This window comes from Adhaeribacter soli (genome assembly GCF_008727925.1).
In the GTDB taxonomy this organism is placed as follows: Bacteria; Bacteroidota; Bacteroidia; order Cytophagales; family Hymenobacteraceae; genus Adhaeribacter_A; species Adhaeribacter_A soli.
Genome location: NZ_VTWT01000002.1, coordinates 301,746 through 317,018, shown reverse-complemented (window position 1 = coordinate 317,018; position 15,273 = coordinate 301,746). Strand labels below are relative to the sequence as shown.

Below are 15,273 nucleotides of genomic sequence, written 5' to 3'. Positions count from 1 at the left end.
GGTAAAACGTTATCTGTTGGTCGGAAAAACCTGATACAACTTTACCGGGCCGTTTTCGGTTACCAGTTTCCGGTTCGGGAATCGCTTATAAATTGCTGCTTCCGGTAAATTGAACCGCGGCTGTGGCGGATTGAACTGCCAGTCCGGATTGGTGATGGTTTTCGCATTCACCAGCAAAAATACCGGCTGTTCAGAAGATGAATTTACCCCATTGAAATCTTCGTAATTCAATACCCGCACTTTTTGCTGAGGCTCAAAATTGAAGTAATAGGCCGCACTTTTTTCAAACCAGCCGTCGGTGAATAAGATGGAATTTGCCGGAGCCGTTTTCAGAAAGTTCTTCACAATTTTTTCTTGTTCAAAAAAGCCGGAAACCGAAGGCTTCAGTATAAAATGCAACGGCCGTAATACCAATGCCGCGAGGAGTAAAACCAGAAAAGCCACAGCGGAATTGTTAGATCTTCCTGCTTTTCTTCTCCACCAGGCAAATGTGAAATACAATGCCGGCACCACGTAAACCACCGACAAGGAAGAACGCAAAAGTACTGCGGCAGTCATTAAGGGAATTATAAACCAGAGTTCACCTTTGGGTTCCTGAAAATACCGGTGTAACTGGTAAGCTGCTGCAATGGCCAACGGAGCAAAAAGCGGCGTGGCCATGCGTGGCACCAGCGTGATCGGGTTGTAGTAGTTCATAGAAGTACTGCCAAACCAAAAAAGCAACAGCACCAATAAGGTCAGCAGCAGCCAGAAACTTTCACCGCTAAGCTTTTGCATTTCCGAAAAGGCATTTTTGCGGAAAAACCGGAAACAAAAAGTCAGGGGTAAAAAGAAGCCCGCACCCATTAGAAACAAGACCGGTGCGTAGGTAAGGCGCGGTAGCAGACTGGCATTAGCATCTTTAATAAAATTGTTTTCCATTACCAGATTCGTGTTTTCTACCATGGTAAACCGGTACAGAAAGCTCCCGAAATGAATCTTGTATGTAAGCAAATACAGAAACAAAACTGCCGCGCCCAAGCCTGTCGAAACCGACCAGAAAATGCTATGTTTTTTCCGGGAAAAGTCGGAAAAGGCTACCAGTAAATAAAAAGGCAGATACCAGACAATGGTTTCCTTGCAAAGCAGCGCCGCGAAATTGGTGAGTACAAACAAAGCCGCATACCATACCGGATTGCGTTCCTCGCGTCGGGCTACGTACAGCGTTCCGGCGGCCGCCAATGCAAAGAACATCAGGATATTATCCGGGAAAAGATAAGTGCTCAGAAACAGCGTATGGAATTGCAGCCCGAACAAAACTAATGCCCAGCAGGTGAGTTGCTTATCTTCCTTCCGGAAAATAAAATAAATCAAAAACGAACAACCCAAGGTGCAGAGTAGGGTCCACAAGGTAGTGGTAAAAATACTGATACCGAATAATTTATAAAAGAAAGCCGTCGGGACAAAGATCAGTAAACGGTGATAAGAAGGCAGGTCCTGAAACTGGAAATTGCCGTGCAGCACTTCTCCGGCCATGCGGGCATATCCGTAATCGTCGTTAAAGTAAAAGCCTTCGTGTGCCAGGAAAAAATACGCCAGCGTAAAAGCTACCGTAAAAAACAGTAACCCTTCCGGCTTAAAAAGTACATCCGTAGAAAATTTCCGGTTTACAGGCTTCAGAAACATGCCTCAAATAACTTAAATTTTCCGGAAGCAAAACCTATCATTTGTAGTTTTCTTTAGAATTGATTTTTGTTAAATTAAAGAAGCATGAAACATTTGGGAGTAAAGGCAGTTTAGGTGAAACATACCCCCGGAATATGGAGTAAATTGCTTATCTTTGGCCTTTATACATTGAATTTAATATGATTGCATCGGCTATTTCGCGCGGAGAAGTACTTACTTACCTTGAAAACTTTCTTGATTATAATTTCGATTCACTTCTGAAATCGGTAGAGGACAGCTGGCAACCAGCCGACCTGCTGCCCGATTCCCGGTTCGATAATTTCCTGGAAGAGATAAAGCAGCTACGCGAACGGGCTAAAGAACTTTCTTACGATCTGGTTGCGGTTTTAATCGGCGATACCATTACGGAAGAGGCGCTGCCTACGTACGAAAGCTGGTTGATGAGCACCGACGGCCTGACCCGCGACCCGAATAGCGGCTGGATGAAATGGATCCGCGCCTGGACTGCCGAAGAAAACCGCCACGGCGACCTGCTGAACCGTTATTTATACCTTTCCGGCCGCGTGAACATGCGCGAAATGGAAGCTTCTACCCAGTATTTAATTGCCGATGGATTCGACCTGCAAACCGGCAACGATCCTTACCGCGCTTTTGTTTATACCTCTTTCCAGGAAACAGCCACCAATATTTCGCACCGCCGCGTAGCCGCTCTGGCTAAAAAATCTGGCGACCTGATGCTGGCCAAACTTTGCGGCAACATTGCCGCCGACGAAGCCCGTCACGCGAAAGCCTACAAAGGTTTCGTTGAGAAAATTTTTGAAGTGGACCCGAACGGCATGATGATGGCTTTTGAAGACATGATGCGCAAGAAGATCGTAATGCCGGCCCACTACCTCCGTGAGCTGGGTGTAAATATCGGCCAGACCTTCGGCCACTTTACCGATGCTGCCCAGCGCATTGGCGTTTACACTTCCGCCGATTATACCGACATTCTGGAAGACCTGATCAAAGACTGGAAAATTGAAAACATGACCGGCCTGAACGACGCCAGCGAAAAAGCCCGCGATTACGTAATGGCGCTACCAGCCCGTTTACGCCGCGTAGCCGAGCGCATGCGCATACCGGAACTGCAATATAAATTCCGCTGGATCGAAGGTTAATTCCTTGAAAATTATGAGAGAAGCTCCGGATGAAAGTCCGGAGCTTTTTTGTTTTGTCGCTGTTTGAAAGGCCTCTGCTAAAGTAATTCAAAGCCAATTTGGCTGAGGAAAATAGAGTTGCTTGCTAAGCATTTAATGTTGTGAATTCTTAGCAGTTTAATCAATTATTCGTCATTTCGACGATAGGAGAGATCACCGGAATAAGGTAGAAGGATAGAATACAAAGCAGGGCTGTCTCATTCTCAAAATCGCTGGTCTAAGTTTATAACTTTGACCTATTTATAATCTGAAGTTTTTAAATCAGTGAAGCTACAGCCTCAAAAGGAGTAGTTTTTTAAGAACAGAAATTAAGAATAAACGCTGTTTCAGACATCTGTGTCTGAAACTTATTCTGGTGCGGACATCCGTGTCCGCATTTAGGCATTCGGGGACAAAGATGTCCCCGGCAGGTTGCTTCCAGACATTGATGTCTGGAAGAGCGCTTTTGCTTTAAGTTGATGGCGTTGGAAGGAGGTTCACCTTACCTGAATACAATACCCAACTCCGCCAAACATATCATTTCACTGTTCCCACACGTTATTATCTGGTGCAAATGCGTAAACGTTTTGTACATTTAATCAGGCTGCCGGCAGATTTGAAGATTTCCGGCTAGCCATATATTTAGTTTTTTATGCCTGCAAACTACCGTTTTTCCGATTATATACCGCCCGAAGACAATGCTCCGGGTTTTGAAAGCCTGCTCAAAATTTTCCTGCAGCTCCTAACCATTACCTCCGGCGATGTGCGCGAGGCCCTGGAATGGCTGAACGAACTCGACAGACAATACGGCCTCACGTCCGACGAATACGGCATGGGCGATTTTCTGGCAGACCTGAAACGCAATGGTTATTTAAGCGAAGATCCGGGTTCGGGCGAAATAAAAATATCTGCCAAAAGCGAGCAAAAGATCCGCAAGAGTGCACTGGAAGAAATATTCGGCAAGCTGAAAAAAGGCGGCAAAGGCAGCCACGCCACCCCGCATTCCGGTCTCGGCGACGAAGCCGGCACCGACCGCCGCGAATTCCAGTTCGGCGATGCGCTGGAGCAGATCCAGATGACTGATTCTATAAGAAACGCTCAGCTAAATCATGGCCTGGGAACCGATTTCTTTCTTACTGAAAAAGACCTGGAAGTAACCGAAACCGAGCATAAAACCAATGCTTCCACGGTGCTGATGATCGATATTTCGCACTCCATGATCCTCTACGGCGAAGACCGCATTACGCCCGCCAAAAAAGTAGCCATGGCCTTAGCCGAACTCATCAAGCAGAAGTACCCGAAAGACACGCTCGATATAATTGTGTTCGGCAACGATGCCTGGCAGATCACGGTGAAAGACCTGCCTTACCTGAACGTAGGTCCGTACCACACCAATACGGTTGCCGGACTGGAATTGGCCATGGACCTGCTTCGCAAACGCAAAACCCCGAACAAGCAGATCTTCATGATTACCGACGGCAAACCAACCTGCTTAAAAGAAGGCCTCAAATACTACAAAAACAGCTTCGGCCTGGACCGCAAAGTAGTAAACAAAACCCTGACCCTAGCTGCCCAGGCCCGCCGCCTCAAAATCCCGATCACCACGTTCATGATCGCCTCCGATCCGTATTTGCAGGAATTTGTAGAGGAATTTACCAAAGTAAATAACGGGCAGGCGTATTACAGCAGTTTGCAGGGGTTGGGGAATATGGTTTTCGAGGATTACAAGCGGAACCGGAGGAAGCGGGTTTAATTTGAAGATTTGAAAATTTGAAGATTTGAAAATTTCAAATTTCTATATATCGGGTCATTCCGAGCGAAGCCGAGGAAACTTATACATACTCCTATGGCATTTCAGCGAAGCGAGAAATGGCTTGGATTTTTTTTTTGGTTAAAGTCCAAATAATGGTTTTATAAGTTTCCTCGGCTTCGCTCGGAATGACGCAAAGGTTTGAGAAGAGTAAAACAATTAACAATCAACAATTAACAATCAGCAATTCAAAAATGAACTATAAAGACATTCCTGCAAAGGAGCTACATCACATAAAAACGCTTGGTCAGTTGAAAGCTGCCGGGTATGAGCCGCGATCGGTAAAGCAGGAATTGCGCGATAATTTAATTGCCAAACTGCAGGCGAAGGAAGAAGTTTTTCCGGGTATTTACGGCTACGAAGAAACCGTGGTGCCCGATCTGCAGCGCGCCATTCTGAGCATGCACCACATCAACCTGCTGGGCTTGCGCGGACAGGCTAAAACCCGGCTGGCTCGCATGATGGTGGATCTGCTGGATGAGTACATTCCGATAGTAGAAGGTTCGGAACTGAACGACGATCCGCTGCAGCCCTTATCGGTTTATGCGTTGGAGCAGATCAAGCGGCACGGCGATGAAACGCCCATTAACTGGCTGCACCGATCGGAACGCTACACGGAAAAACTGGCTACGCCGGACGTTTCTGTAGCCGATTTAATTGGTGATGCAGACCCGATAAAAGCGGCTACGTTGAAATTGCCTTATTCCGATGAGCGGGTAATTCATTTCGGTCTGATCCCACGTTCGCACCGCGGCATTTTTGTGATAAACGAATTGCCCGATCTTCAGGCGCGAATTCAGGTTTCCTTGTTCAACATTCTGCAGGAAGGCGATATTCAGATCCGGGGTTTTAAAGTGCGTTTGCCGCTCGATATTCAGTTCGTTTTTACGGCCAACCCGGAAGATTATACGAACCGCGGCAGCATCGTTACACCCCTGAAAGACCGCATCGACAGTCAGATCATTACGCACTATCCGAAAAATATCGAGATCGGGAAGAAGATCACCAAGCAGGAAGCTAAAATCAAAGAGCCGCAAAAGCAACTGGTTAAAACGCACGAACTGGTAAACGACCTCATCGAACAGGTGGCCATTGAAGCGCGCACGAGCGAGTATGTAGATGCCAAATCCGGCGTTTCGGCGCGGTTAACTATTTCGGCTTTTGAGAATCTGATGAGTGCCGCGGAGCGCCGGGCCTTGATAAACGGCGAAAATCAAACCCACGTGCGCATTGCTGATTTCCTGGCGGCAGTGCCGGCCATAACCGGCAAAGTGGAGCTGGTTTATGAAGGCGAGCAGGAGGGAGCCGGCATGGTGGCGAACAACCTCATGGGCAAAGCTATCCGTTCGCAATTCCTTCATTACTTCCCGGATCCGGATAAAGAGAAAAAGAAGAAAGACAAAAGCAAGAATGTGTACAAGGCTATTACTGACTGGTTCAGCGAAGGCAATACACTCGATCTGCTCCACGACGTGCCGGATAAAGAATACAAAAAACTACTGAATTCGGTACCTGGCTTGCACGACCTGATCGATTTTTACCAGAAAGACCAGCCGACAGAAGCAAAGTTGTTTTTAATGGAATTTTGTCTGCACGGCCTGGCGGAACATTCCCAACTTAGCCGGAATCCATTAACGGCCGGAACGCAATTCAAAGATCTGTTCAGCAGCATGTTCTCGATGCCGAGCTTTGGCAAAGAGGATTTTGAGGAGGATTGACCCCACCTAAATCCTCCCCTAAATCAGGGGAGGACTTTTTTTTACCTGTCAACTTTTTTTTTCTGTCATTTTTTTCCTGTCATCCTGAGCGCCAGCGAAGGACCTCGTTGGCTTTTAGTAGATAGCATACTACTAACTTCCAACGAGGTCCTTCGCTGGCGCTCAGGATGACTGCATTATAGAATATGTAGGTTTGCCAACGTTTTTTACCCTACCAGCCAGTTCAGCGCATCGGCTCTTTCTTCTTTTTTGAACACCCGAATCTCGGCCGGAACCAGCGGCGAAACCAGTTTGGTCATGGCGGCCAGCCATTCGGGTTCGCCTACCACGGCAATATGGCTGAAATCGTTGTAATGTTTCACGTCGAACTTAATATCCTGCCATAAAGCTTGCAGAGAAGGGATTTCAAGATTTTCGATCTCGGCGTGCAATTTTAGTTTCCCGAACTGCTTTATTTTGGTTTCCAGAATGGGAACTACCTGGTCGTAATGGGCTTTGGTGAGTTTGCCGCTAACTTTCAGCACTACAATGTTTTCTTTTGGCGAAGGCAGTAATTCCAGCATAGGGTTTGGTTTTTAGGTGAAAAGAATAGCGTTTCAGGGGGCTTCGGGAGCGACATCGGGTGGTAAACGCTGCCGCTCTTCGGTTTCCCGTTTTTTATCGGCGTCCCTTAATTCCCGTTCCAGGAAATAGTTCAGGCCGGTTCGCAGAATGGCAATGGCGGCCAGTTGGCCAATGTCGTTCCAGGTCGGCGCCACGGCGGTTTTCAGAATGTCGGCGCCCAGCAAAAATTCCAGGGCTAAAGCCAGCGTACGGCCCAATGATAAGCGGATCTCACTTTTCGGGAAAACGTTACCGTCGGGCCGGAAGATGCCGATTGCGTAATAGTAGAGCGCTTTAAGCGAAGCAAAGCCGATTATAGCCGCCGCGCCGATCTCCACCAGCCTTGCCAGGTACATGGTTAACAGCTTTACGAATTCTTCCATAGGATTAACCTACGGCCTTCAGCCTGGTTTGTTTATTGGGAAAAACAGGCGTTTTTGAAGGGAAATTCTTGCCGTTTGAAACGGAATAATAAGGCCTTGTGGTTTAACTTCTTTTCTTCGGTGAACGTAAAGACGAACCGATCCTGATCATTTTTACTTCAGAATTTAGTTTTTTACCCGAATACATACCGTTTAACTAATTCCGGCGTTTCTGGTTTATAATTTTGCACCGGCTTATACTTTTCCCCAATGAAGATCTCTTTTTTTAAGGCACTGTTTTCTTTTTTTCTGTTATTCACTATGTTCCGGGTTCAGGCGCAAACCCGGAACCAGAACCTGAAACTCGACCAGATAATTTCCTGCTTTAATGCGCCCGAGTACCCGACTTGCCTGTTCGATATGCTGGAAAATAACGGCTATGTACGGGTAGATAAGCAGTATACCGAATATTGCGAACGGCCGGTTTATTATTTCAGCAACAATGGCAAGCCCAGCGTTTTCTTTTGCCCCATGTTGTGCCGCCGGCAGGTTCGGAGCGAGCATTTTCCCCTCAAAGTAAAAAGTGAACTGGAACTGCAATTTCAGCGCGCCGGCCGGCCTTATTTCGAAAGCCTGAACGCCCGGATCCGCAAAACCTGCCAGGCTTTGCCCGATGAAAACGGTAAGATTCCCACCGCAAAAAGTAAAACCACTACCCGCGCGTACCGGCACGAAGCAAGTGGTATTACCTTCGTGGTAAAAAGTACCGCGCCCGTGGCCTACATTTATTTGCTGAAATAAGCTGCTACCGTTCTTCCGGTTTTACGTATGGCAAAAAGAACATTTTTTTTGTCAGCATGAGCCTCGAAGCCTACAACCATAAACGCGATTTTAAGCAAACGCCCGAACCAAAAACCAACGGAAAAAGTACCAAAGGCGCCTTGCGCTTTGTAGTGCAGCGCCACGATGCCTCGAGTTTGCACTACGATTTCCGGCTCGAAATGGAGGGCGTGCTCAAAAGCTGGGCGGTGCCGAAAGGCCCGAGTATGAACCCGGCCGATAAGCGGCTGGCCGTGGAAGTGGAAGACCATCCGTTCAGCTACCGCACTTTTGAGGGCGACATTCCGGCGGGAAATTACGGCGCCGGCCACGTAGATATCTGGGACGAAGGGACCTACCACCATACCGAAACTCCGGATGAACCCGAAGGCGAAAAAACGCTGCTGGAAGAGCTTCAAAAAGGCCGCATACATTTCGTGCTGGAAGGGGAAAAACTGCAAGGCACGTTCACGTTAATGAAGATGCATGGCCGCGGCGAAAACAACTGGCTGCTGCTGAAAAAGGACGATGAATTCGCCGTGCATGAATCCTACGATCCGGAAGAACACCTTGGCAAAACCGTAGGCGGAAATAAAAAAAAAGCATCGGCCAAAACCGTAAAAGCCGCTGAAGCTCCGAAATCAGAAAAAGCTACAAAAGCCTCTAAGCCGGAGAAAACCGAAATGCCGCACCGCATCGTGCCCATGATGGCGCGCCTCACCGACAAACCCTTCGACCACCCCGACTGGATCTTTGAAAATAAATGGGACGGTTTCCGGGCGATTGCCGAAGTTGAAAAGGGAAAAACGGAGCTTTATTCCCGGAGCGGCAATTCTTTTAAAACGCAATATCCGCAACTGGTAAAAGGCCTGGAAAAGCTGCAAGTAGAACAGGTAATTCTGGACGGCGAAATTGTGGTGCAGGACGAAAACGGCCGCGTCATTTTCCAGGACCTGCAGAATTTCCAGAACACGCCTACCGAACATTTATACTACTACGTTTTCGATATCCTGTACCTGAACGGCGAAGACCTGCGGGATTTACCTTTGCTCGAACGGAAAAAGAAACTGGAAAATCTGCTGCAACATACCGACCCGATCCGCTACAGCGAGCACCGGGTAGAAAAAGGCATCGTGTTTTTTAAAGAAGCCGAAAAGCTTCAGACCGAAGGCATTATGGCCAAAAAAGCCGACAGCAAATACCTCAACGGCAAACGCTCCGACGATTGGCTCAAAGTAAAAACGCACCTCCGGCAGGAAGTCGTGATTGGCGGCTACACCGAACCCAAAGGCAGCCGTATTCATATCGGGGCGTTATTATTGGGCGTTTACGAAGACGGGAAACTGCAATACATTGGCCAGAGTGGCAGCGGCTTCAATCGCGAAAGCCTGGAGATGCTCATTAAAAAACTGAAGCCATTGGAGCAGGAAGCATCGCCGTTTGCCGGAAAAGTGAAAGTAAGCCGTGCGGCTACCTGGGTAAAACCGGAACTGGTTTGCGAAATTTCCTTCGCCGAATGGACCTCCGCCGGCCTCGTGCGCCAGGCCATTTTCGAAGGTTTGCGCGAAGACAAAAAAGCCACCGAAGTAAACCGGGAAAGGGAAGTTTCGGCGAAGGAAGTGGTGCAGGAGAAAGAAGCGGAAAGTGGTAGTGAAAAGGCTTCTAAAAGTAAGAAGACTGCCGTTAAATCTGAAAAGGAGCGTAGGGTTTAAGCCCTACGCTCCTTTTCAGATTTAATCAACCACCTCAATTTCCTGCCCAACCTTAATTACATTCCCTGCCCCGTTATGAATTAAATTCATCCCGAACATTACTTTATTATTACGGGTGCGGTAAGTAGCCAACGTCTTTAACGGTTCATCGGATTTTTCCCCGGTTTCCTGGTTTATGGTGGTGAGTATGCAATGAGCGCAGGGTTTTACCGGGTAAAAAGTGGTTTCCCCTATCTTAAATTCCGTCCAGGTATCTTCGTCGAAAGCTTTGCCGCCGGTAAATACGAAGTTCGGGCGGAAACGGTCCATGGGAACCGGGTTTGCGAGGCGGCTGTTCAGGTCGTTCAGGCTTTCCTGACCGATAATTAAGAACGGGTAGGCATCGGCAAAGCTTACGATATCCTCTTTGCGGCCGTATTCTGGATCTACATTCCGGATCGCATTGTCCGGCATGTACACCAGCTTGCAATTCATGCCAAGCACTTCCAAAAACCACGCATTGGCCTCCGGCGTTACCTGAAAGGCAAAGCAAACATCCTCCCAGATCGTTACCAGCAAACTCTTTTCATCGTTGGCTTCAAAGGGAATAAGCAGTGGTTCAATGGCTTTGGTTTTATGCGTTACCTGAATACCATCTTCCAGAAGCGAAACCTGCAGCAAAGCCATTTGCGCGTATTTCCGTTGGCTCATAAAACAACCGGTTTCGTCTACGAGCATCCAGCGGCGGTCGTATTGCAGGCCCCGTTTTTCTATTGTGGATTCTGTTACCCGAATGCCGCCCAACGATTTTATGGGGTAAATGTAAATTTCGGAAAGGGTGTAATTCATAAGAGCAAAAGTAGCCGGCAAAGATCAATTTTCCTGCTCCGGCAAATTATTCGGGTAAAAGGTGAAATTAGGAATTCGTATTGGCTTCATTTTTTTGCTGACAGTCGCGCAACCAGGCTTTGGCTTTTTCAATGTCGCCGAATAAGTGCATCTGGAAGGTATTATTAACTCGGCGGTGAAGGTCCTGGGCCGATAAAGCGCCAGCAATATTGGGCGCTAAAACATGCGCCATGTAACGCAAACCATATTCAATGAATTTCGGGAATACCTCTTTTTCAAGCTTTTCGTTGGCTTTATCCCAGGGGCCAAGCAATTCCCGGTTATCATTTAATAAATAAGGGCAGCTTTTTTCCTTTATCAGGTTGCCTAATTCGGTTATACTCAGGGAGATGGAGTCAGGGGAAATATAGCCGATCCAGTTACAGTAGATCCAGTTATTTTCCGGATCATATTCCATCTTCAGAAAGATGCGGCCCTGAGAAGTTTTAAATTCCTGTTGCATAAAGACGGGTGAGAACGCCTGCTGGTAAAAATTAAATAAATTCCGGACTATCCCCGATGAAGTAATTTAAAATTAGCTTTCAGTTTATCTCAATATTTTTTACAGTATTAATACTGATTTCAGGGAAAAAGTTAGCTAATATGGCCTTTTAATTTGAAATTTTATGTAAAAATTTTTCAGTTGCCCTTGTTATATAAAGAAATAATTTTCTGATGTTAGTAACAGGGTTATTGTTTATAAAAAGTTAACTTTACGGGTTTTCGCTCCAAAATTTTGTAACCTATGATCCGGTTCATTCTTAACCAGCAAACCATCAGCACCGATCTGCCTCCCGGCCTGCCGCTGCTCGACTTTGTGCGCTACCATCAGCATTTAAAAGGTACCAAAATTGGCTGCCGCGAAGGCGATTGCGGCGCCTGTACCGTTTTGCTCGGCAAGCCCGAAAACGGCGAAATGAAGTACCAGTCGGTTACTTCCTGCCTGGTGCCGCTGGGCAATGCGGCCGGAAAACATGTGGTAACTGTGGAAGGCCTGAACGTGGCGGAACTCAGCCCCGTGCAGCAGGCCATTGTGGAAGAGAACGGCACGCAATGCGGTTTCTGTACGGTAGGTTTTGTAGTATCCTTAACGGGGTATTGCCTGCAAACCGAAAAACCCGAATATCAGAAAGCCATTGCGGCTATGGACGGGAACATTTGCCGCTGTACCGGCTACAAATCGTTGGAGCGGGCGGCAGCTAAATTGGTAGAAGGCTTATCGGAACGACCGGCCAAAGAGCATTTTCAGTGGCTGGCCGATAATAATTACCTTCCTGCTTATTTCCCGGCTATTAAAGAAAAACTGCTGGCACTAAACCTGCCGGAAGACGGTCATATAGATGCATCTGCTACTTTTACCGTAGCCGGCGGTACCGATCTGCTGGTGCAGAAAATGGAAACCATCCGGAGCGCCAACGTGAATTTACTCTGGAACCAGGATCATTTAAAAGGCATCAGTAAGGAAGGAAATAAAATCGTGATCGGCGGTGGCTCCACGGTTTCCGAGCTTCGCGATTCGCCGGTTATGAAGGGGCATTTTCCGCATTTGTACAAGCACCTGAAGCTGGTTTCTTCCACCCAGATCCGGAACATGGGCACGCTGGCCGGGAACTTTGCCAACGCTTCGCCCATCGGGGATCTTACCATCTACTTTCTGGCCCTAAACGCTACCCTTTTACTCTGGAAAGGCGAAACCCGCCGCGAAGTACCATTAAAAGAATTCTACCTCGGTTATAAAACGCTGGCTAAACAACCCGATGAACTGATCGAGAAAGTGATGTTCGAAATTCCGGGCCCGGACAGCTATTTTAATTTCGAGAAAGTATCCAAACGCATGCACCTGGATATCGCCAGCGTAAATGCTGCTATGCAATTGAAAGTTGAAAATAACGTCATTACTGAAGCCTTTACATCCGCCGGTGGCGTGGGACCTGTTCCCATGTTCCTGGCAAGAACTTCCGAATTCCTGAAAGGAAAAGAAGTTACGGAGGAAGTGTTGCAGGCCGCCGCCGAAGTAGCCCAAACGGAAATTTCCCCGATCAGTGATGCCCGGGGCACGGCGCAATACAAACGACTTTTGCTCCGTCAGCTTTTATTCGCCCATTTTCTAGCGTTTTACCCGGAAACCCTTAAACCTGAAGTACTGCTATGAGAAATATAGATGCTTTCAACCACGTTCGCGGCGAATCGGTGTACCTTGACGATATAGCCGAACGTCAGGGCACGCTGCACGCCTGGGTTTTCGGCTCCCAGGTAGCACACGGAAAAATCCTGAGCCTCGATACCAGCGCCGCGGAAAATATGCCCGGCGTGTACCGCATTCTTACCGCGGCCGATATTCCCGGCGAAAACCAGATCGGGGGCATTATTGCCGACGAACCGCTTCTGGCCGAAGGCGAAGTGCATTTCTGGGGGCAACCGGTTGCTATTGTTTTAGCGGAAACGGAAGCCCAGGCCCAGGAAGCCGCTCATAAAATTGTGCTGGAAGTTGAAAAGCTGCCGGTCATCATCGATCCGCGGGAAGCCCAGAAGGTTGGCAGCCTCATCATGCAGCCGCGCACTTTCCATTTAGGCGATCCGGAAACCGGTTTTGCCGAGTGCGAATACATTTTTGAAGGCGTTGCTGAAAACGGCGGCCAGGAACACTTGTACATCGAGACGCAAGGCGCTTATGCTTGGCCAAAAGAAACCGGTAGTATTTACGTAGCTTCCTCTACCCAGGGGCCAACGGCAGTACAACGCCACACAGCGCATGTTTTAGGCATTGGCATGTCTCGCATTGAAGTAGATGTAACGCGTTTAGGTGGTGGTTTCGGAGGAAAAGAAGATCAGGCTACACCTTGGGCCGTAATGGCTTGTCTGGGTGCTTTTCTGACCAAACGACCGGTAAAACTGGTGCTGCACCGCATGGAAGACATGCGCATGACCGGCAAGCGCCATCCGTATTCCTCCGATTTTAAGATTGGCCTGGACAAAGACTTTAAAATCAAGGCTTACGAAGTTACATTTTATCAAAACGCCGGCGCCGCCGCCGATCTTTCGCCGGCAGTAATGGAGCGGACGCTTTTCCACGCCACCAATTCCTATTTTATTCCGAACGTGCGGGCTACGGCTTACAGCTGCAAAACCAACCTGCCGCCGAACACCGCTTTTAGAGGCTTTGGCGGTCCACAAGGCATGTTCGTAATCGAATCGGCCATTGCCTTTGCGGCAGAAAAACTGGGCGTAGCGGCTTCGGTCATTCAGAAAGCGAACTTATTGAAAGAAGGAGATGAGTTTCCGTACGGGCAGCACACCGAAGGTTGCGAAGCAGAAAACTGCTGGCAAACTGCTGAATCGCGCTACAACCTGGAGCAGCTTCGGGAAGAAGTAAATGCCTTTAACCGGGAGAATACGTTGCTGAAAAAGGGGATGGCGCTGATGCCGATCTGTTTCGGTATTTCCTTTACCAAAACGGCCATGAACCAGGCGCGCGCCCTCGTGCATATTTACACCGACGGCAGCGTGGGCGTAAGCACCGGCGCCGTGGAAATGGGACAGGCCGTGAACACCAAAATGCTGCAGGTGGCGGCCCAGGTATTAGGCATCAATCCGAACCGCATCCGCATCGAAACCACCAATACCACCCGCGTAGCCAACACGTCGCCTTCCGCCGCTTCCGCCACCGCCGACCTGAACGGAAAAGCGGTGCAAATGGCTTGCGAAAACCTGCTTGAAAGGCTAAAAGCGCACATTGCTATTCAACTGAACCTGGAAGGAAATGCGGCAATAGAAATTCAGGAGGAACAGGTACTGGTGAACGGAAAAACGGTAGATCTGCCTTGGGAAAAACTGGTTTTCTCGGCTTACTGGAGCCGGTTGAGTTTGTCGGAAAATGCGCATTACGCCACCCCGGACATTCACTTCAACCCGGAAAAAGAAAAAGGTTATCCTTTTGCCTATCACGTGTATGGCACCGCTATTTTCACGGTAACGGTAGATTGTTTGCGCGGCACGTATGATTTCGATTCGGTGAAAATCGCCCACGATTTTGGCTCGAGCATGAACACGAACGTAGACTTGGGGCAGATAGAAGGCGGACTGGTGCAGGGAATCGGCTGGATGACACTGGAAGAACTGATCTTTAATCAGGAAGGCCGTTTGCTTTCGAATGCCTTATCCACGTACAAAGTGCCTGATATTTATTCGGTACCAAAGGAAGTTGAGGTGCATTTTATGGATACTCCGGGCAGTCCGCGGGCTATTTTCGGTTCTAAAGCCGTAGGCGAACCGCCGCTGATGTACGGCATCGGCGCTTTCTTTGCCTTGCGGAACGCCATTAAAGCTTTCCGTCCGGAAGCCGAACCAGCTTTTGTAGCGCCCATGACGCCGGAAAAGGTATTGCTGAATTTATATCCGGAGTTTGAAGCTGCTGCACAAACGGCTTCGGTAAAGGAAAATGCCTTGTAACGAAAGTGAAATTTTTTATCCTTCTTTGGAGGGTGAACTTTACATTAACAGACTAATTTGCTCTTTCGGATTTGTAATCCGAAAGCTGTG

12 protein-coding genes are annotated in these 15,273 nt (G+C 48.2%); 7 read left to right on the top strand and 5 right to left on the bottom strand.

All coding sequences use genetic code 11. The features are described from left to right. Window positions 1-9 precede the first annotated feature (9 nt). Window positions 10-1,665: an ArnT family glycosyltransferase gene (locus F0P94_RS04800; RefSeq protein ID WP_150902677.1), complete on the bottom strand. Its 1,656-nt coding sequence runs from the start codon at window positions 1,663-1,665 to the stop codon at window positions 10-12. A gap of 179 nt (window positions 1,666-1,844) precedes the next feature. On the opposite strand from F0P94_RS04800, the gene F0P94_RS04795 reads away from it, so the two are divergent. The 3 genes from F0P94_RS04795 to F0P94_RS04785 all read left to right on the top strand — a co-directional run bounded on the left by F0P94_RS04795 (window position 1,845) and on the right by F0P94_RS04785 (window position 6,371). Beyond that, on the top strand, window positions 1,845-2,825 hold the full coding sequence (locus F0P94_RS04795) for an acyl-ACP desaturase (protein WP_150902676.1): 981 nt from the start codon (window positions 1,845-1,847) through the stop codon (window positions 2,823-2,825). 670 nt (window positions 2,826-3,495) lie between these two features. Further along, a complete protein-coding gene (locus F0P94_RS04790) occupies window positions 3,496-4,596 on the top strand; it encodes a vWA domain-containing protein (RefSeq protein WP_150902675.1) in 1,101 nt (366 codons plus the stop codon). A gap of 251 nt (window positions 4,597-4,847) precedes the next feature. Next, window positions 4,848-6,371 (top strand): sigma 54-interacting transcriptional regulator, encoded by a 1,524-nt coding sequence (locus F0P94_RS04785; RefSeq protein WP_150902674.1) that lies wholly within the window; start codon window positions 4,848-4,850, stop codon window positions 6,369-6,371. Window positions 6,372-6,577: 206 nt separating this feature from the next. Here F0P94_RS04785 and F0P94_RS04780 read toward each other — a convergent pair whose 3' ends face one another. Both F0P94_RS04780 and F0P94_RS04775 read right to left on the bottom strand, forming a co-directional pair. Then, entirely contained in the window at window positions 6,578-6,934 is a 357-nt protein-coding gene (locus F0P94_RS04780) for a SpoIIAA family protein (RefSeq protein WP_150902673.1), read from the bottom strand. A gap of 33 nt (window positions 6,935-6,967) precedes the next feature. After that, the gene (locus tag F0P94_RS04775; protein WP_150902672.1) at window positions 6,968-7,357 is read right to left on the bottom strand and encodes a DUF1622 domain-containing protein; all 390 of its coding nucleotides are present in this window, start codon (window positions 7,355-7,357) and stop codon (window positions 6,968-6,970) included. A 300-nt stretch (window positions 7,358-7,657) separates the two neighbouring features. Between F0P94_RS04775 and F0P94_RS04770 the strand changes: the two genes are divergently transcribed. Both F0P94_RS04770 and ligD read left to right on the top strand, forming a co-directional pair. Continuing rightward, window positions 7,658-8,137, top strand: a complete 480-nt coding sequence (locus F0P94_RS04770) for a hypothetical protein (protein ID WP_150902671.1) — start codon at window positions 7,658-7,660, stop codon at window positions 8,135-8,137. 56 nt (window positions 8,138-8,193) lie between these two features. Beyond that, entirely contained in the window at window positions 8,194-9,867 is a 1,674-nt protein-coding gene (ligD, locus tag F0P94_RS04765; RefSeq protein WP_150902670.1) for a non-homologous end-joining DNA ligase, read from the top strand. 21 nt (window positions 9,868-9,888) lie between these two features. On the opposite strand, the gene F0P94_RS04760 is transcribed toward ligD, so the two are convergent. Together F0P94_RS04760 and F0P94_RS04755 are read right to left on the bottom strand one after the other, a co-directional pair. Further along, the gene (locus F0P94_RS04760; RefSeq protein ID WP_150902669.1) at window positions 9,889-10,695 is read right to left on the bottom strand and encodes an MOSC domain-containing protein; all 807 of its coding nucleotides are present in this window, start codon (window positions 10,693-10,695) and stop codon (window positions 9,889-9,891) included. 67 nt (window positions 10,696-10,762) lie between these two features. Next, window positions 10,763-11,197, bottom strand: coding sequence for a hypothetical protein (locus F0P94_RS04755; RefSeq protein ID WP_150902668.1), 435 nt, complete (start codon window positions 11,195-11,197; stop codon window positions 10,763-10,765). A gap of 282 nt (window positions 11,198-11,479) precedes the next feature. Between F0P94_RS04755 and F0P94_RS04750 the strand changes: the two genes are divergently transcribed. Both F0P94_RS04750 and F0P94_RS04745 read left to right on the top strand, forming a co-directional pair. Further along, window positions 11,480-12,886: an FAD binding domain-containing protein gene (locus tag F0P94_RS04750; protein ID WP_150902667.1), complete on the top strand. Its 1,407-nt coding sequence runs from the start codon at window positions 11,480-11,482 to the stop codon at window positions 12,884-12,886. Next, complete coding sequence (locus F0P94_RS04745) at window positions 12,883-15,183, top strand: xanthine dehydrogenase molybdopterin binding subunit (RefSeq protein ID WP_150902666.1); 2,301 nt, start codon at window positions 12,883-12,885, stop codon at window positions 15,181-15,183. Before F0P94_RS04750 ends, F0P94_RS04745 begins: the two co-directional genes overlap by 4 nt. Window positions 15,184-15,273 lie beyond the last annotated feature (90 nt).